The organism is Burkholderia sp. Ac-20345 (assembly GCF_017104825.1).
Taxonomy (GTDB): Bacteria; Pseudomonadota; Gammaproteobacteria; order Burkholderiales; family Burkholderiaceae; genus Burkholderia; species Burkholderia lata_B.
On sequence record NZ_JAAGPO010000049.1, the window covers coordinates 1 to 18,411 of the forward strand.

Sequence of the window (18,411 nt, forward strand, 5' to 3'; positions counted from 1 at the left end):
TACCGGAACTGCTGCGTGCCCTCCGCCGGATCGACGATTCGGGTTCGCTGCCCGTAGCCATCCCAATCCACCCGCGTCACGCGCTTGAGCGGATCCGTATGCGCGATCGCCCGACCCGCTTGATCATCACGGCCTGTCCGGCGTAGCTGTCGATCTTCATCGCGCGCTCAGATCGTCAGGCCACCGTCGACCACAATGCATTCGCCGTTCGTGTAGCTCGCCGCGTCCGACACGAGATACAGCACGGTGCCGGCCATTTCGCGCGGCTCCGCATGGCGGCGCAGCGGGATCTTCCCCATCCAGGTCTCGTAGATGTCCTTGTCGGCGAACAGCGCGCCCGCGAACTTCGTCTTCGTGAGACCCGGCAGCAGCGCGTTCACGCGGATGCCGAGCGGCCCGCATTCCTTCGCGAACGCCTTCGTCATGTTGACGACCGCGGCCTTCGTGATCGAGTAGATGCCCTGCCGGTCGCCCGGCTGCAGCGCGTTCACCGACGCCGTGTTGACGATCGCGCCGCCGCCGTTCGCATTCATCAGCTTGCCGGCCTCGACCGACATGAAGAAGTAGCCGCGGATGTTCACGTCGACCGTCTTCTCGTACGCGGCGAGGTCGGTATCGAGGATGTGCCCGAAATACGGGTTCGCGGCCGCGTTGTTCACGAGGATGTCGAGGCGGCCGTGCTTGCCGCGGATGTGCTCGAACGTCGCGGCGATGTCCTCGAGCCGCCCGACGTGGCAGGCCAGCGCCTCGGCGCGGCCGCCTGCCGCGACGATCTCGTCGGCCACGGCCTGGCAGTCGTCGAGCTTGCGGCTCGACACGATCACGTGCGCACCCTGCTCCGCGAGCAGTTTCGCGATTTCCTCGCCGATGCCGCGACTCGCGCCCGTCACCAATGCGATCTTGCCCGTCAGGTCGAACAGATTCGTTGCCATGTTGCTGTGCTCCTCCATTGATGTGTTGTCCTGCCGCTGCCCGGTGAAACCGGCGGCTTCAGCGATGCGCGTCGATCACGCCAACGGCCAGTTCGGCGAGCCGCCCGGCCATCGCGCCGACGCGCAGCGCCTGCTCGCTCGACGCATTGCCCTGCAGCGCGCGCGCCTTCACGCCCTGCGCGATCGACGCGAGCCGGAAGAAGCTGAATGCGAGGTAGAAGTGCCAGTCGCGGATCGGCTCGATGCCGCGCAGTTCGCAATAACGCGCGACGATCGCCGCTTCGTCCGGCACGCCGAGTTCGGCGCGATCCTGGCCCGCGAGCCCGCGCACCTGCCCGCCGGACGGCAGCCGCAGGCACATGCAGAGATACGCGAGATCGGCGAGCGGGTTGCCAAGCGTCGACAGTTCCCAGTCGAGCACGGCCTGCACGCGAAAGCTGTCGCGCGCGAACATCAGGTTGTCGATCCGGAAGTCGCCATGCACCAGCGTCGGCCGACCCGTGTCGGCGGGGCACGCCTTCGGCAGCCAGTCGATCAGCGTTTCCATCGCGTCGAGGCGCTCCGTTTCGGCCGCGCGGTACTGCTTCGTCCACACGCCGATCTGGCGCTCGAAGTAGTTGCCGGGGCGGCCGTAGTCGGCGAGGCCCACCGCGTCGACGTCGATGTCGTGCAACGCGGCCATCGTCTGCAGCAATGCGTCGTAGCACGCCGCGCGATCGGCCTTCGGCAGTTCCGGCAGCGCGGGATCCCAGAAAATCCGGCCGTCCTCGAAGCTCATCACGTAGAACATGCTGCCGATCACGTCGCGGTCTTCGCAGAGGTGATACGGACGCGCGACCGGCACCGCGGTGCCCGACAGCGCGCTCAGCACGCGGAATTCGCGGTCGACCGCGTGCGCGGACTTCAGCAGTTCGCCCGGCGGCTGGCGGCGCAGCACGTAGCGGCCGCTCTTCGCGTGCAGCAGGAAAGTCGGATTCGACTGGCCGCCGGCAAACTTCTCCAAGTCGACCGGGCCTTCGAAGCCCGGCACGTGCGCTTCCAGATAGCGCGTGAGGCGGGCTGCGTCGAGTTGCTGGGTAGGGTTCGTCATCGTCGCGATCGTTCGTGGGTCAGCCGTAGGTTCGCAGCGCGTGTCGTTCGGGATCCTCCAGATGCGGGATGCCGTTGAACGACGCGAGGTGGAACGCATCGGCGTTGAAGAAAAACTGCGAAAGACTGCTGTTGCGGATCTGCAGGTTCAGCGCGATCGCGCTCGACGGCGGCGCGGCCAGCACCTGCTGCACGGTGACCGCGATCGGGCCGCCGGAGCTCACCGCCAGCACGCGCTGGCCGCCGCCGTGGCGGATGGCCGCGCGGGCATCGGCCACGCGCTGCTGGAAGTGCGCCCAGGTCTCGGGGGCCGAATCGCCGAGCTTGTCTTCCGACCAGAGCTGCAGCACCTGCCGGAGCGCGCGGAAATGCTCTTTCATCGAGCCGGCCGCGAGGCGGGCGATGTCGGGGTAATCGTGCGCGGCGGCCGCGAACAGGCCGTGGAAGTCGTATTCGTTCAGCCCCGGGTGGCGGTCGACCGGCGCGCCTTCGCGGCCCATCCCGCGCAGGATCGCGTCGACCGTCTGCGCGTGGCGGTTCAGCGTGCCGCAGATCACGCGGTCGAATGTGAGCGCTTGCTGCGCGAAGTATTCGCCGAGCCAGACGCTCTGCTGCTCGCCCGCCGCGGACAACCGGTCGTAGTCGTCCGTGCCGAAGGACGCCTGCCCGTGCCGTACCAGAAAAAGTTCAGCCATCGCATGCCCGCCAGATCAGAAGGATTCAGCATAGGGGGCGGGGACGCATTTTTAAACTTTATTTTCTGAATCCGGGGGTATTCATTGGGTGAATCCTTCCGGACGGGCTTGCGGTCCGGCTTGCTCCGGCGCGGCCGGGCCATCGGGACTGCTCGCGGAGCCGCTGCCAAAGGTGCCTTCGGTTTCAAGTTGCGGTTCCGGAATACCTCGCAAGCCGATCTCGAGCGGCTTGCGTGCCGGCATCCGGCATGGAGCCCGCCCCCTCAAAGCGCCATGACCGACGTCCTCAACCCGAACCACGTCGAATCCGTCACGGCCAGTTTCGACAAGCAGTTCGCGATGCATCTGATCCAGGCCAGCACCGCCTCGGTGAACGCATTAGCCCTGAACGGACTGCCCCGACCGACGCATACGATCCCGGGCAGCCCGTAGTGGGCAATCGCTTCATCAAATATGCCGACGACGAACGCAGGAAGCGCCGTCAGCTTCACGAAGAGCCCTTGTCCGAACCCGGCGACTTCCGCGCCGATCAAAACAAGGTGGCCCGTGACATGCGCGGTGAAAAGGCCTGACAGTGCGAAGAAGCCAAGCGTGTCCGCATAACCGGCAATCGTCGCGAGCAAATTGTCATCCGGCATCATTGCCGCGGTCCGGCCGAGAGAACGCCACACACACTTGCAGCACAATCATTGATCACGCTGTAGAGAATGCCGACCAGGACGCCGGCTCCCAGTGAAAACATAGAGATTCACGAACGTTATAAAAAGCCTTCTTCGGAATCTTATCTGGCGCGCACGCCCCTCGCCTATCGCCCGCTCTTCCCAAAGATTCTATTATTTATTTGCAATACGAATCATTTCTTATAAATAAAATAGCCTAAAAAAAATTCATTCCAGATGCCGACGCGATGAACCTGCACTCAATGCAACAGCGTCCGACGCGTCGGGCACCGGCTTATTTCACCATTCCGAATGGGTCCGGAACCGTATGCTGATTTGCGTTGTTCCAGTAATTTTGCAGAACGAAACCGTACTCAGGAAGGTTCTGGACAAACGGAGCAAGCATGTCGGTCGCGCTCGGACGCTTCCAGTCAGCCTGCAACTCGCACGCAAGCGCGAACGTCGTGACCAACTCGGCGCCGGCGTTACCCATACGAGACATCGCAGCCTGAGCCTCGTAGGCATTCCACGCGCCGCATGCGTCGACGACCGGGAATACCTTGTAGCCGTCCTGCAGCATTGAAAGCGTCGGAAACGCGCAGCAGGTCCCGATCGTCACGCCGGAAATAATAATGTGCCGCCGGCCGGTTTCCTGGACCAGTTTTTCCAGCGCACTGCGGAAGGTCGGATCTTCATAGCAATTGATGATGCCGGTGCGCCGGTAGACCGGTTCTTCATCGAAAATCTCCTTGATTTCCGGAAGCGTGTCTCCGTTTTGCCATTGCGCATTGGACGACGAGATCAGTACCGGCATCTTCAACGCCTTTGCCGTACGCGCCAGCCCCACAACGTTGCTCCGATACTCGGCGAGCGAACCGAAATCACGTACGCCTGCCATCAGGCCGATCTGATGATCGATGAAGAGGAAGATTGCGTTCTCGGGTGTCGGCTTGTCGTAGTGAGCGCGACCGGCACGCACGGCGTCCTCGGTTGTAGTGGCAGGAGACAGTATCTGATTGGTAACGGGGCTGACAATATCGGCCGGCCTGTTGCTCATTGTGTTCTCCAAATTAATAGTGCCCACCCGACGAACATGTTTCGTCAGTCAAGGGTGTATGGGACACTATCACGCACGTTTTCATCGCGTAAGGTACTTACCAACGCGTAACCAAGAAGATCCCCATGGAAAAAGTCGCCGTCGTATCCGCTCCGTTCGAAGCATCCAGACAACCCTGTCCCTTTGAGATTTGCATGGAGATTCTCTCCGGCGCATGGACGCTACGGATCTTATGGCTCCTCATGGACGGAGCTCATCACCGGTTTGCAGAAATCGAGCGAACGATCGGCCCTGTTTCGCCCAAGGTGCTGACAGAGAGACTGCGAAGTCTCGAGAAGCAGCACATCGTCAAGCGAATCATTCGGAAGTCCGCCACGCCGCACGTCGAGTACGTCATCACTGATAAAGGGAGACGACTGGAGCCGGTGTTTCGAATGATGGAGCAGGTCTCCGAGCAGTTTGTCGACGAGAACTTTTAATGGTTGTCAGGCTACTGCCTGGCCACGACGCGAACAAAATCGGTTCAATCGACAGCAATGGGGTTTGACGGAAAATCACACATGTATCCGCCACCGCCTTCGCGCGGGCTCGATGCTTCACCCATCGGAAACCGCTCCTGCATCAACAGCGCTCCACGGAGGATCGCGAAACGCATCGACCAGGAAGTCGATCAGACAACGTACCTTGAACGCAAGTTGTTTGCGCGTTGGATAGACGGCGTAGATGCCAAGTTCGAGGGCCTGGAATTCAGGCATCAACCGCACCAGGCGTCCGGCGCGTAAATCGTCGCCGATCATGAAACTCGGCTGCAGAATGATGCCTTCGTCTGCCAGCGCGATCGCGCGACACGTGTCACCGTTACTTGAATAGACGCGCGCCCTGGTTCGCACGGTAACGTCTCCGTCCGGCCCCTGAAATTGCCATTCGTCGCGCCCCGCCAGATACGTATAGGCGAGCACACGGTGCCCGACCAATTCAGCCGGATGCAACGGCATGCCGTATCGCTGCAGATAGCCAGGCGACGCGCAAAGCATCATACGGGTGGCGGCCAGCTTGCGGCTGACCAACGACGAATCCGGCAATGCGCTGATCCGGACCGCCAGATCGTAGCCCTCGTCGACCAGGTCGACAACACGATCATTCAGCACGATGTCGAGATCGATCTGCGGGTACAACGCCATGAACCGTCCCCATAGCGGCGCGAGATGTGAAATACCGAAGCTCAGTGGCACATTGATCCGGACAACACCACCGGGTTGATGCGTCCGGGAACTCACCTCGGCCTCCGCATCGTTCATCGCGCTCAGTATGTCCTTCGCTCGCTGATGAAACAGCCTTCCCTCCTCCGTGAGCGACAGGCGGCGCGTCGTGCGTTGCAACAAGCGACTTCCCAGACGGCTCTCAAGAGCGTCGACATGACGCGAGACCGCTGCCTTGGACATACGTAGCCCTTCTGACGCCCCCACAAAGCTCCCGGCCTCGACCACTGCGACGAACACCGACATTTCCAGGCTACGGTCCATTTATCGTCTCGCGAATCGGAACAACCAATCCCAATGATAGCGATTTATCGCCATCATCCGCGCCAATATAGTGAAGCCACGTGAACCAACCTCCACTCGAGGAAAACATGAAAATCACCGTCTTAGGCACCGGCAATATGGGTTCGGCTCTCGTTACGCAGTTTGCACGAGCCGGTCATTCGATGCGTGTCGTCGGTCGAGATCTCGCCAAGGCTCGCGCGCTGGCAAACGCACATCCAAGCACGGTAGCAGTCAATGCGTTCGACGCGGCCAGAGAAAGCGACGTCATCATTGTTGCCACGAGCTACGCCGATGCAGCGCCAGCATTGCAAGCAGTTGGCGACCTGAACAGCAAGATTGTCATTGACATCACCAACCCGCTGACGACGGACTACATGAGCCTCGCTATCGGACACAACACGTCGGGCGCGGAGGAAATTGCTCGCACCATACCCAACGCCCACGTCGTCAAGGCATTCAATACGGTCTTCGCTCAAGTTCTCTCCGATGGTGCATTGTTTGCCGACGGACAACGCGGCTCGGTGTTCTTCGCCGGGGACGACACGCGGGCCAAAGACACGGTCAAAGTACTGATCGAAAGCATTGGCTTCCTTGCCGTGGATGCCGGCTCGCTGAGAAACGCCCGTTACCTCGAACCGCTCGCCGGCCTGAACATCTACTTTGGATACGGCGCGGGTATGGGTACCGCGATCGCCCCAGCCTGGATTGCAAAATCATGACCCGGATCCTTCATGACGCACCGCTGGCGCTGACCCATGATCCGGAGTCCGGGCTCGCATACCATGTGCACCGGAGTTCGTCCGCCGTTGCGCGGCTGGTCCTGCTGCACGGGGTCGGTGGCAACGAAACGAACCTGCTGCAACTCGCCGCAATGCTCGATCCACGCATCGAATGCGTCTTTGTGCGTGCACCTGTTGCGATCGGCCCTCAGCAATTCGCGTGGTTTCAGGTGCGCTTCGATCGACAGGGTCCGATCATCGACGCACAACAGGCCGAGAGCAGCCGCGCAAAGCTGAAGACATTGATCCGCGTGCTTCAAGAGAACGACGGCTCGCTTCCGCTCCCGACAGTCATCGCCGGCTTCAGTCAGGGCGGGATCATGAGCGCGAGTACCGCGCTGACATCGCCGTCGGAGGTCAAGGGTTTCGCGATCCTGAGCGGGCGGATATTGCCGGAGCTCGACGAGCGCATTTCGACCTCAGATGCGCTGTCTACGCTATCGGCGTTCATTGCCCACGGGCAATACGACGACAAGTTGCCCGTTGCGTGGGCCGAGCGCGCCAGCGCGAAACTGACAAGCCTCGGAATCCGGCATCGAACAGAAATTTATCCGACTGGTCACCAACTGACGCCCGAAACCATTGGCGATTTCAACGCTTGGTTAAACGCATGCCTTTCCCTTGCCTGATATTCAATATGGAGAATCCCGTGATCGACTCCCGCACTGCCCCCTATGCAGCACTCGTGCTGCGCGTTGCACTCGGTGTGATGTTCATTGCCCACGGCCTGACCAAGCTGCTCGTGTTCACGCCGACTGGTACCGCTCAATTCTTCGCATCGGTCGGATTCCCCGGCTGGTTCGCATGGCCGATCATTCTGTTCGAGATCGGTGCCGGCATCTTGCTGCTGCTGGGCATCTATACCCGGATCGTCGCCATTGTTGCCGCCGCCGAGCTATTTGTCGCGTCGACGGTCCACTTCGGCAACGGCTGGATGTTCACCAATCCGCATGGTGGCTGGGAATACCCGGTATTCCTGGCCATCGCGGCCATCGTGATCGCCCTGATCGGCGACGGTGCCCATGCCGTCAAGCGAACCCCTAATCTGCCTTTCTGACCACTCGCGCGGTTTTCCGTCAATTACGCGCTACGCCGTCCGCGGGTTGCGCAAGCCGACCGCTGGAACCGCACACCCCGCACACATGGAATTCGGCATCTACACTTTCGGCGATCTCGCCCCGGACAAGCGCAGCCCCACCCATGCAAGCCGGCGCCTGGCCGAAATCATCGACGCGGCACGCTTGGCCGATGACGCCGGTCTTGACGTCTTTGGTGTCGGCGAGCATCACCGCGGCGATTTCGCGGTTTCGTCGCCTGCGACCGTGCTTGCGGCAATTGCAGCCGTGACGCGCCGCATCCGTCTGACAAGTGCGGTCAGCATCCTGAGCTCGGACGATCCCGTGCGTCTGTACCAGCAATTCTCGACAGTCGACCTGATTTCAAACGGACGCGCAGAGCTTCTGGTCGGTCGCGGCGCCTACGTCGAATCATTTCCGTTGTTCGGCTACCGGCTCGACGACTACGACGCCCTGTTCGACGAGAAACTGGATCTACTCATCGCACTGGACGCTGCTCCTCATGTGACATGGCAGGGACGGCATCGCGCACCTTTGCGCGATGCACAAATCGTGCCGCGACCTCTGGCAAACACCTTGCCGTTGTGGATTGCCGCGGGAGGTACTCCCGCCAGTGCGCGCCGAGCCGGCACGCTTGGCCTGCCACTTAACCTCGCCAACATCAGCGGGCGTCCCGAACAATTCAAACCGTTCATCGAACTGTATCGAGAGACGGGCCGGGCGGCGCGACACGCTGATTCCAATCTCGCCATTGCCATTTCCGGGCATTTTCATGTGCAGCGCGACGGCACCCGTGCTCGCGACACCTTTTTCCCCTACTATCGCGACTACTTCCGGTTCAACCTGCCACACGTCTATCGCAATCGCTCTCTCACGCGGGATGAATACGACACGCTCACCGGACCGCACGGAGCGCTCTTTGTCGGCAGCGTGCAAGAGATCGTCGACAAGATTCTGTACGAGCACGAGCTTTTTGGTCACCAACGCTATATGGCCCAACTCGATATCGGCGGCCTACCTCGCGACGTGGTCCGAAATACGATCGAACTATTCGCAAGCGACGTCGCGCCTGCAGTACGGCGCGCACTAAAAGACGGTTGAAAATCGCACGGTCACTACGGCCGCCGGGTATCGGGCAAGCATGCGATGGGCGCTGTTTCCCTGCGTGCTCGACTTGTTCAAGCATGCCCACTCGACGAGCGCCTGTCCTTTCCACTTTCCCGGTCCTGCGCGCAAACCGATTCAAGAGTACGGCCGATCCTAACGATGCTTCGCCCTTGAGTCTCGCGATCACCAAGATGTCTCATACCATCGTTGGAAAGAACTGACGCCGGCCGTCAAAGCCTCGCCCTCTGTTCGGTCAAGCGTATCGCACTGAATTCGGGCATCTCGTCCACCGCCCGTCCGGGCTCGGAAAATCGTCACCGAAACACTAATCCGCGTTCATATCAGCGCTATCTAAAACGCCTCACCACGATCACACACATCCGCGCAATTCAGGCGTGCACCCGTCGGGCTATCGGTCTGCACAAGATGTCACACACTCTGCGTCGAAGGTTGTTCCGCCATTTCAGCGTCGCGCGACGTGAGGGTTTGGAGAACTTCAAGAAAAGACCGCAGGATGGGCGAGTGATCATCTCGTCGATAAAGGCAAACGAGTTCGATTTTCGCGGCCACCTTGGCAATCAACGGGCGATAGACGATTCCTGGTAGCCTCAGATGCGATGCAGATTGCGGAACGATACTCAACCCGAATCCACCCGCAACCAGTGCCATTGCAGTCGCAACATCGGTGACCTCCTGCACTACGTTGGGTTGTGCGTTGTACGCGTCGAAGATTTCATATACCCGCGTTCCCAGTCCCGGCGTGGTCCAACGCGGATAGAGCACCATAGGCTCGTTCAATACTTCGTAGCAGTCGATACGCCTTTGCCTGGCAAGCGGGTGAGCACTCGGAATCGCAACCATCATGTCCTCGGTCAGAACGACCCGCTGAACGATGTCCGATTGGGGTGGAACCATACGATTGAATCCAATCGTCAGCTCTCTGTCGCGAAGCGCCTGAATTTGCGCTTCCTTTGTCATCTGGAACAACTGCAGTTTGACGTTTGGATGTTGTCGTCCGTACTCGAGCAATAGTTTCGGTATCACGTCAAAGATAGCCGACCCGAAGAAGCCAATCGCCAGATACCCGGCCTCTCCCTTGCCGACCGACCTCGATTGTTCTTCCGCTTTTCGGACATGCGCCAGAATGGTGTACGCGTGACTCTGGAGGGTCCGGCCTGCAGTCGTCAAATCGATTCGCTTAGCCGACCGCTGAAAGAGCGCGACATCGATTTCGTCCTCGAGTTGCTGAATTTGCCGGCTGAGCGCAGGTTGAGAAAGATGAAGACGCCGCGCGGCGCGATGAAAATTCAGCTCTTCGGCGACTGCAACGAAGTATTTCAAGTGTCTCAGTTCCAAAGCCATCTCCAACACGTTCCGGCCTTCGGCACGTATTTGCTGCATGTGTGACACGCCCCCCGATCCTTCGGGAGCACCCGACCGACAAGTCCGATCGCAATCGGGCGAAATCCAACGCTGGCCGTGTTCCCCAACGTCTCCGGTACCGCCAGAGGTCACGTATCAGACGACCTCAAGTAGTATCGACCGGTGCGCCATGCCCGACGCAGTTCAGGCCGTGGATACAAACGACACACGCCCGTCTACCAGTCTCGATCGACCAGCCGGTGTCAGGCTCGCGGGAGCATTTACAGAACACTCACGCGTGAATGCCATCTGAGCGGGAAACAGTGACGATTCCCTCGCTCTGGCACAGAGCAATGCCCCGCGTCGAACAAGACTCGCTCCCTTCGACGATGAAATACAGCTGCATCTGCACCCGCGACGTTGTCACGTGAATCTTCGGTCGGATCCAGTATTTATCGTGTCTTCACACGCGATGACAGACTCGTCGGAGCGCCCCGCTCCTCGTGCTTCGATATCGGGATATTTCATGAACACGATCGACTCAGGATTTCAATACGGTCGAGCTGGCAAATTCCGGCTTCGTGGCAACCTCAATCGAAGCGATTCGATGGCGGTATTCTGACAACGCATGCTCGGCCGCGCGATATCCACATACCGCCCCCACCCGCTCAAGATGACGAAAACCCGCAGACTCATCTCGATCGAGCGCACGCATCTCCCGTCCGATGTCGGACTAATCTGCATGCACTCGATCGATCTCTTCGACGCGTTGAATCCGTCCTGATATGCAAATCAGGATATCAAACGCGCCGCGTAACGGGACGTCCTCGCGCTCGTTCCGGGTGAAATTTAGAATTTCGTTTGGAGAGCCAATCTCACGATCGTCTGGACACGGCTGCTCGACCCGCTATCCGGCTGAAACAATCCGTTGATCCACGCACCGCCGTTACTATCTCCGCTTGCGCGCTGATGGACGAGTTCGACGTACGCCAACGTTCTCTTCGAGAACAGGTACTGGACGGCGGCGGCAATCTGATGTGCCTTGTTGTTGGACAAGACATCGTTTCCTTTCATGAACGTGTAGTCCAGGCCGACGATCCACGGCGCGGAAACGTGCCATTGGACGCCCGTCTTGTAGACATTGATCCCGGCATTCGACGCCGTGTTCTTTGTATTGGTATACAGCAGCATCCCGAGGACAGATCCGAACGCATAGTGCGCGCCAAAGCCGAAATTTCTGATCGAGTCGTTTCCGTTCCCGAGAACTTGATAGCGTTCGTTGGTGTATGCGGCGCCCAGCCCAAGCGGACCCTGTTCGTAGTTCACTCCGGCACTGACCGTCGAGTTCGCGGAAAACGCGCCGGGCTTCCCGCCGAGCCCGTACATCGCGCCAAAGCTGAATCCACCCAGGACCGGACTGCGATACTTGACCGAATTTCCAACGCGCGTTCCGCCCGCCATTCTGTCGAAGTCAAACGATCCGGTTGGATTATTTGGAATGCCGAGTTTTGAAAACGGACCCTGCCTGAAATCGTACAGACCACCAAACAGGAACGCGCCGTCAAAACGCCCGACCGTCAGGGAATCGAACATGAACTCGTATTGATCTCCAAGCGTAATGCTACCGTAGCGATCGTTTGTGATTCCTACCAGCGCAGTACGATCGAAAATCGACCCCGCCGCCGGAATCGTTTTTCCCGATCCGATATCGAACTGCGACGTCAGCTCGAAAATTGCCTTGCTGCCTCCACCGAGATCCTCCGTTCCTTTCAGCATCAGCAAGCTCGGCGATAGAATCCCGCTGTCGAACATGACGCTCGATCCGCCGTGTTGGTTACTCACATACGACACCCCGGCATCGATCAGACCCGATATCGAAACGCTGCTTTGTGCGGAGGAGAGCGCGGGCATTGCCGCTACCACCGCAAACAGGCCACACTTCAAATTCCTCATCTCCATCTCCTTCACCTTGATATTTATTCGCATCACTAAATGATTTATATTTTTATCCACATAAATCGCATCGCCTATTCGGCAATGCCGCGTCATTTCTCCATTTTCACGGCGTCTCCGTCGAATTGATTTGCATCTCGGGCCCTGCCGCCCGGCTCCGATCCGGATCGATCACAATGCGCATGCGGGTCGGGAAGATCGACATGTTTCGTCCGGACGCACAACGTCCCCATATCCCTTTCGAACACCAGATCATGAAAACGATAGCGAGTACGCCCATTACGATCTGATACCAGACCCCGAGGTCTCCCAACGACTGCCGCAAGACGAAATACAGTAGCGCCCCGACAATCGGCCCTTCGATCGTTCCGATCCCTCCGATCACCACGGTGAACAGCATCAGGGTGCTCCAGTCGATCGAGAACGCTGCATCCGGCGAAACGCGTAACTTCGTGACGAAGATCAGCGCACCCAGCATCCCGCATCCCGCAGCCGAGCCAATGTAGACGACCCATTTGATTTTCCCGGTCGGTACGCCAAGACTGCGCGCGGCGATTTCGTTGTCCCGTACCGCAGTCAGCGCCAGTCCGTAACGCGAGCGGAGGACGGCATACACCACAGCACATGCGCCAATGCCGAGGATTGCCGCGACCCACAAGGTCGTCGCTTCCCTCCACCAGGTCGGCATCCCTCGCATGGTCGCGATGACGGACAACCCGGAGCCGCCGCCCAATGCCTCGGTGTTCGAGACCAGCAGGCGAAACACTTCCGACACAACCCACGTTCCGACCGCGAGATGCGCTCCCTTGAGCCGGAACAGCAGCGCGGCCAGCGGGATCGCAAGTACCGCGCAGACAATGCCGGCGATCGGAATGACCAGGAACGGATTGATGCCGGCTCCCAGACCAAGGGCCACGAGACTGTAGGCTCCCACCCCGATGTAAACCTGTTGCCCTATCGAGATGATTCCGCCGTAACCGGCGAGCAGATTCCACATCTGGGCAAGCGCTATCGTGTACAGCACCTCCGCCATCAGATGCTGCTCCGGACGTCCCGCCCACCACGGCATCGCAACGATTGCACACACACCGACCAATCCCGCGACTTGCCCAATCCGACTCAGTCGGGTATGACGCTCAACGATGAAATGTTCCATGGCGCGCCTCACCGATCTCGAGTCCGGGGAAACAGGCCACTCGGGCGGACGACCAGCACCGCCAGAAACATCAGGTGCCCCGCAAGCGTCCCCCATCCCGGGTTGACCTTCATCCCGATCGATTGGGCGATGCCAAGGATCGTGCCGCCAGCCAGCGTGCCCCATATCGACCCCAACCCACCGATGATGACGGCCTCGAAGGCATAGAGGAGACGTGTCTGCCCTTCGGTGGGACTGACGTTCGCGCGCACGGCAAGAAATACACCGGCCACCGCGGCAACGGCCACTGCAAGCCCCATCGCAACGCCGTAAATACGCCGATGATTCAGCCCGACCAGTTGCGCGGCGTCGGCGTCGTCCGAAGTGGCGCGAAATGCACGCCCGATCGACGAGTATGTAAAGAGTGCCTGCAGGCAAGCCAACACGGCGATGGCAATCGCCATCGTCAACACCGGCAACATGCCGACCGCAATATCGACCGTCAACGGGATGCTTGCGGTCGACAGCACACCCACATCGAAGCCACGGGGATCGGCCGAATAGACTTCCTGTAATCCGTTCTGCAGCACGATGGACAATCCGAACGTGACGAGCAACGGCGACAGGATTCCCTTGTCGAGCGTTTTCTCCACGAGAATTCGTTGCATCGCGTAACCAACAGCGAACATCGTCGCAACACAAAGCATCGCGGCAGCCCACGGATTCACCCGTAGTGCGCCTGCGATGGAAAACGCCACGAACGCGCCCAGAATGGCGAGGTCGCCGTGCGCGATATTGACGATCCGCATGATGCCGAACGAGAGCGACAAACCCGTCGCGAACAGCGCATACAGCCCGCCCAGCAACAAACCATTTAATAATGCGTTGATCCAGTCAGACATGGCACTAGACACCAAAGTAAGCAAGTGAGATTTGGTCGCGTGTGAGCTGGGCCGGCGCCCCGCTCAATGTCACGCGTCCCTCCTGAAAGCAGACCAGTCGATCGACGAGCTTGATCGCGTACTCAATATCCTGCTCGACCACGACGATCGCCGTACCCTCTTCACGAATAGTCGGAAGCACGGCGTAGATATCCCGGATTGCGGCCGGCGACAGACCCAGCGAAATTTCGTCACAGAGCAATACGCTCGGATTCGCCATCAACGCCCGGCCGATTGAAACCATCTGCTGCTGGCCGCCCGAAAGCATCGTCGCCGGCACCTTGCGCTTTTCCTCCAGGATCGGGAACAGCGCATAGAGCCTTTGTAGCGACCAGTGCCCCTTCCGGCCGGAAGACGCGCCGATGCGAAGATTCTCTTCGGTGCTGAGGCTTGGAAAGAGTCTGCGTCCTTCCGGAACCATCGACAGCCCGCGCGCGACCATCCTGTACGCGGGCACCCCGGTAACGTCCTCTCCATCCATGCGAATGTTGCCGGACGTGGGCTTCATCAGGCCGGAAAGCGTTGACAGGAAGGTGGACTTTCCCGCGCCATTCGAGCCGACGAGCGCAACAATCTCGCCGCGACTCAATTCGAAATCGATCCCGAAGAGCGCTTGAAAGTCGCCATAACAGGTATCGATGGCGCTGACCTCAAGAATCGTGCTCACTCCCGCCTCCCAGATAGATTTCATTGACCACGTCGCTGGACATCACGTCCCGGGGCGATCCCTCCAGGATGACGGCACCCAGATCCAATACGGCGATGCGATCGACCACCGCCATCAATGCATGCATGATGTGCTCGATCCAGATGATCGAAATACCTGTCGCGCGGAGCGCATGAATCATCTCGATCAACTCGCGGATCTCATGTTCCGTCAGCCCCCCGGCAATCTCGTCCAGCAGCAGCAGCGACGGATCGGTAGCCAACGCTCGCGCGAGCTCGAGCCGCTTTCTGTCCAGAAGCGGTAACGTTCCAGCCAGCCTGTTCGCCTTGTTAAGCAATCCTGTCTGATCAAGCACTCGGACAGTAGATTCAATGGCAGACTTCGTATCGCGTTCCCCACCGAAGGTTGCGCCCACGAGCACGTTCTCGAAGACCGTCATGTCGAAAAACGGCCGGGGAACCTGATAGGAACGTGCGATACCGGCACGGCACCGAATATGAGGCGGCAATGAAGAGATTTCCTTGCCTTCAAAGGTGATCGAGCCGCTGTCCACCCCGATGCCCCCGGTGATGAGATTGAACATGCTGGTCTTGCCGGCTCCGTTAGGCCCGATTACACCGAGTGCCTCTCCTCTCTTCACCGATAAATTGAGTTCGTTGGCAACGCGTATCGAACCAAACGACTTCGATACGCCATGTAGAGACAGTATTTCCATAACGTGTCGCTGTATCCGGAAAAAATTCAAACGCTCAACCACATCTGATCATGTAGGAATCGGCTCGAGTCGATCGCGGATCGGAATCATGGGTGCCTGGCTGTTATCAACCAGAATCAGTTCGAATCCTTTAGCGTGTCTTTTCCATTGCCCGCCGGCGAGAGGAGTCCTCGCGATATTCCCGACCGGTCCTGCGCGAAAGTTGACTTGGCCGACGATAGTCGCCAGATTCGTCTCGCGTATCGCATTGCGAATCGCTTCCGGCGTAAGGTCCGCTGATCGGCGCAGGGCATCGATTGCAACTTCGAACAGCGCGTGCTTGAAACCGAGCGGCATGCACCACGGACGCCCCGTCTTCTGGCTATACGACTGAGCAAGCTGTTGGCAACTGACGTCGGTCAGGCTCGATTTGAACGGATGAGCGGGAGACCACCAGACCTCCACCGACAGGCCCGCGGCCCGTTCACCAAACGACTGGATGACAGCGGGAAACTCGCATGCCTTCGCAACGGTCACCACCTTTGGGCGATAGCCCTGCTGCCCCGCTTGCGACCAGAAATTCGCAAAATCCGGCGGCGGAATGACCCCGGTGACGATCGTCGCGTCACGTCGCTTGAAATCGGAGATGTACGCGGAAAAATTGTCGGACGGCAGGTGAAAACGCCCCTTGTCCACCAGTGTGAAACCCTTGCGCGCCAGGATCGGCGGGAACCCCTTTTGCGCGTCCCCCCATATGTTGCCGTCCGAGTCGTTAGGCCAAAGCGCACCGACGACCTTGCTGCCGGGAACCTGGGTCCACATGCTGGTGAAGGTTCCAACGATGTCCTCCAGTCCCCAGAAAAAGTGGTACGTCCAGTCGAATCCTTTTTTCGGACTGCCACCGCGACCGAAGAAATGGGCCTGCCATGGTGTGTCCGTCGTCACGCAAGGCACGCCGTTCAGCTCGCACTGGTCGGCAACGGGATTGGTGGTAGCGGGTGTCGACGCCGCAATCACCAGATCCACCTTATCGTTCAGGATCAGGTCATTGGCAACGTCCGCAGCCCTGCTCGAATTCGATTGGGAATCCTTGTAAATGATCTCTACGGAACAGGTCTTTCCGGCGACCTTGATGCCTGCCCTCAACGCCTGCCGAATCTGTCCGATCGTGAAATCGTCGGGCTCGGAAAATGCCGCCAACGGACCTGTCTGAGGACTGACGAAACCGATTTTGATTGGCCGCGCCGTTGCGGACCACGCACGAGCCGGAAGCGTCGCCAGCGCTGCGCCACCGACGGCGGCACGCATCATTGCTCGTCGACGCGCGTCGACGGATTGATCATTGAAATAATCCACAACTGTCTCCTTGCATCACGATGTTGGCCACTTCAGTGACTCTTAAATATTATTAATAATTGACTGACACTTGCACGATGCATCGCCACCCGAACCATTCCATGTGAAGCCTCACCCACAAAAATCATTCAATTGGAATCGAAGTCTTTCGATGTAACCGCGATAATTGTCTGAATTTTCGCAGATCGGTGTACAGCATCGAATTCCACGTTCGGACGCCGAATTCACGCCGACATGTTGTCATGCACCGAACCGGGTCTGCGTCGGGTGGAGCAAGAATATGCGTGCTCCGATGCGGCGGTCCAATGCCGTTTGACGATCAACTGATACGCTTGAGTTATCGGTGAAGTGACGCGGCACGCGTGTGAAAGCTGCCAAGCTGTTTCTCGAACAACGCCTTGGCCAATACCCCGCGGACCACATTAGCAGGATGTTTAAAACAGGTTTCCTGCCCCCCTCGCGAGCGATTCCGCCTATTTTTACTATTGAAAATAATTCATCTGTCAAACATTGAATACGTCACACAAATTGCCAGTCGAAATTCATTCTCGAAAATGCGACCAACACCACACGTCCTTCAATGCACAATTCCCACCTCAATGACGAACTCGAATCGAACCAATCCGTGACTTTCGATTATTTCCGACCGCCAGGAAACACGGAATCCGAAGTGTTCGGTACGTTCCGAGAATTGGAAAATTTCCGTTGAAGGAATAGGGGCGAAACAACATGGACGAAACACAGCGGAAAACTGGCCGGCCCATGCTCTCGCTCAGTTCCGGGGCCAGTGGCGTCCCTCGAGGCGGACGTCATGCGACAAGCCGGTGTCGACGTCGCGTGGACGCGGGCAAAGCAAGCCCACGACGAACCATGGTTCGTCATTCGCGAACGCAATTCGCTGCTGCATGGGTCGACGAAGCCCCTGCTCACAAAAAGCCCGCAGGCATGGCGATGATGCCGGTTCGCAGGCGACAGGAAGTATGTTCGACAGGGCGATCAACAAAACCTGCCTCGGCAGACATGACGCCGGCCGAGGCTCCGCAGAAAATTTTCGGTTCGACGTGGCGTTTCAGTGAGCAGACGGAAGTCGGCCGATCAACTCGCCCAGATCAAGCTCTTCCTGGTACGTTTCGAAGCCGCATTGCATGGCGAGCTTTACACGAGCCTGCGTGACAGGGTTCGCGACACAAAGATCGGCTTCGCAAGCTTCAACCAGAAGCCCCTCGGAAAGCTGCCCATACGCGCCGCGGTCAACCGTGCTTTTGATGTGACCGAGCGTATGAAACGGAAAGCCCGCGCCCTGTGTGCCGGTTCATCGACGACCTGTGTCAGCTCGTCACATGACAGCGCTCGATTGACATAGCC

18 protein-coding genes and 1 pseudogene are annotated in these 18,411 nt (G+C 59.1%); 6 read left to right on the plus strand and 13 right to left on the minus strand.

Features of this window, described 5'->3' with window-relative positions; genetic code table 11:
- Nucleotides 1–167: 167 nt before the first annotated feature.
- The 5 genes and pseudogenes from G3O06_RS19050 to G3O06_RS19070 all read right to left on the minus strand — a co-directional run bounded on the left by G3O06_RS19050 (nt 168) and on the right by G3O06_RS19070 (nt 4,432).
- Nucleotides 168–932, minus strand: coding sequence for an SDR family oxidoreductase (locus G3O06_RS19050; RefSeq protein WP_205817107.1), 765 nt, complete (start codon nt 930–932; stop codon nt 168–170).
- A 58-nt stretch (nt 933–990) separates the two neighbouring features.
- Nucleotides 991–2,022, minus strand: a complete 1,032-nt coding sequence (locus G3O06_RS19055) for a phosphotransferase (RefSeq protein ID WP_205817108.1) — start codon at nt 2,020–2,022, stop codon at nt 991–993.
- Nucleotides 2,023–2,041: 19 nt separating this feature from the next.
- Entirely contained in the window at nt 2,042–2,716 is a 675-nt protein-coding gene (locus G3O06_RS19060; protein ID WP_174988034.1) for a histidine phosphatase family protein, read from the minus strand.
- Nucleotides 2,717–3,168: 452 nt separating this feature from the next.
- A pseudogene (locus tag G3O06_RS50000) lies at nt 3,169–3,357 on the minus strand (DUF1275 family protein); the annotation flags it as partial.
- 313 nt (nt 3,358–3,670) lie between these two features.
- Nucleotides 3,671–4,432, minus strand: coding sequence for an isochorismatase family protein (locus G3O06_RS19070; protein ID WP_241020128.1), 762 nt, complete (start codon nt 4,430–4,432; stop codon nt 3,671–3,673).
- A 125-nt stretch (nt 4,433–4,557) separates the two neighbouring features.
- Between G3O06_RS19070 and G3O06_RS19075 the strand changes: the two genes are divergently transcribed.
- Nucleotides 4,558–4,911, plus strand: coding sequence for a helix-turn-helix domain-containing protein (locus G3O06_RS19075; RefSeq protein WP_205817109.1), 354 nt, complete (start codon nt 4,558–4,560; stop codon nt 4,909–4,911).
- Nucleotides 4,912–5,028: 117 nt separating this feature from the next.
- Here G3O06_RS19075 and G3O06_RS19080 read toward each other — a convergent pair whose 3' ends face one another.
- On the minus strand, nt 5,029–5,955 hold the full coding sequence (locus G3O06_RS19080) for a LysR family transcriptional regulator (protein ID WP_174997679.1): 927 nt from the start codon (nt 5,953–5,955) through the stop codon (nt 5,029–5,031).
- 107 nt (nt 5,956–6,062) lie between these two features.
- Between G3O06_RS19080 and G3O06_RS19085 the strand changes: the two genes are divergently transcribed.
- The 4 genes from G3O06_RS19085 (at nt 6,063) to G3O06_RS19100 (ending at nt 8,932) form a co-directional block, all read left to right on the plus strand.
- Entirely contained in the window at nt 6,063–6,695 is a 633-nt protein-coding gene (locus tag G3O06_RS19085) for an NAD(P)-binding domain-containing protein (RefSeq protein WP_205817110.1), read from the plus strand.
- Nucleotides 6,692–7,384 carry a phospholipase gene (locus G3O06_RS19090; protein WP_174997681.1) on the plus strand — a complete coding sequence of 231 codons (693 nt, stop codon included), beginning with the start codon at nt 6,692–6,694 and terminating at the stop codon, nt 7,382–7,384. The genes G3O06_RS19085 and G3O06_RS19090 overlap by 4 nt, the downstream gene beginning before the upstream one ends.
- A 20-nt stretch (nt 7,385–7,404) precedes the next feature.
- Nucleotides 7,405–7,812, plus strand: coding sequence for a DoxX family protein (locus G3O06_RS19095; protein WP_174997682.1), 408 nt, complete (start codon nt 7,405–7,407; stop codon nt 7,810–7,812).
- Nucleotides 7,813–7,897: 85 nt separating this feature from the next.
- Nucleotides 7,898–8,932: an LLM class flavin-dependent oxidoreductase gene (locus G3O06_RS19100; protein WP_205817111.1), complete on the plus strand. Its 1,035-nt coding sequence runs from the start codon at nt 7,898–7,900 to the stop codon at nt 8,930–8,932.
- 435 nt (nt 8,933–9,367) lie between these two features.
- Here G3O06_RS19100 and G3O06_RS19105 read toward each other — a convergent pair whose 3' ends face one another.
- The 7 genes from G3O06_RS19105 to G3O06_RS19135 all read right to left on the minus strand — a co-directional run bounded on the left by G3O06_RS19105 (nt 9,368) and on the right by G3O06_RS19135 (nt 17,046).
- The gene (locus G3O06_RS19105; RefSeq protein WP_241020132.1) at nt 9,368–10,339 is read right to left on the minus strand and encodes a LysR family transcriptional regulator; all 972 of its coding nucleotides are present in this window, start codon (nt 10,337–10,339) and stop codon (nt 9,368–9,370) included.
- A gap of 810 nt (nt 10,340–11,149) precedes the next feature.
- Complete coding sequence (locus G3O06_RS19110; protein WP_205817113.1) at nt 11,150–12,253, minus strand: porin; 1,104 nt, start codon at nt 12,251–12,253, stop codon at nt 11,150–11,152.
- 106 nt (nt 12,254–12,359) lie between these two features.
- Entirely contained in the window at nt 12,360–13,409 is a 1,050-nt protein-coding gene (locus G3O06_RS19115; RefSeq protein WP_205817114.1) for a branched-chain amino acid ABC transporter permease, read from the minus strand.
- An 8-nt stretch (nt 13,410–13,417) separates the two neighbouring features.
- A complete protein-coding gene (locus tag G3O06_RS19120) occupies nt 13,418–14,290 on the minus strand; it encodes a branched-chain amino acid ABC transporter permease (protein WP_174997686.1) in 873 nt (290 codons plus the stop codon).
- A gap of 4 nt (nt 14,291–14,294) precedes the next feature.
- Nucleotides 14,295–14,996, minus strand: a complete 702-nt coding sequence (locus tag G3O06_RS19125) for an ABC transporter ATP-binding protein (protein ID WP_346779538.1) — start codon at nt 14,994–14,996, stop codon at nt 14,295–14,297.
- On the minus strand, nt 14,980–15,711 hold the full coding sequence (locus tag G3O06_RS19130) for an ABC transporter ATP-binding protein (RefSeq protein WP_205817116.1): 732 nt from the start codon (nt 15,709–15,711) through the stop codon (nt 14,980–14,982). Before G3O06_RS19130 ends, G3O06_RS19125 begins: the two co-directional genes overlap by 17 nt.
- A gap of 48 nt (nt 15,712–15,759) precedes the next feature.
- Complete coding sequence (locus G3O06_RS19135; protein WP_174997689.1) at nt 15,760–17,046, minus strand: ABC transporter substrate-binding protein; 1,287 nt, start codon at nt 17,044–17,046, stop codon at nt 15,760–15,762.
- Between the two features lie 1,072 nt (nt 17,047–18,118).
- On the opposite strand from G3O06_RS19135, the gene G3O06_RS19140 reads away from it, so the two are divergent.
- Nucleotides 18,119–18,409: a hypothetical protein gene (locus tag G3O06_RS19140; RefSeq protein ID WP_205817117.1), complete on the plus strand. Its 291-nt coding sequence runs from the start codon at nt 18,119–18,121 to the stop codon at nt 18,407–18,409.
- Nucleotides 18,410–18,411 lie beyond the last annotated feature (2 nt).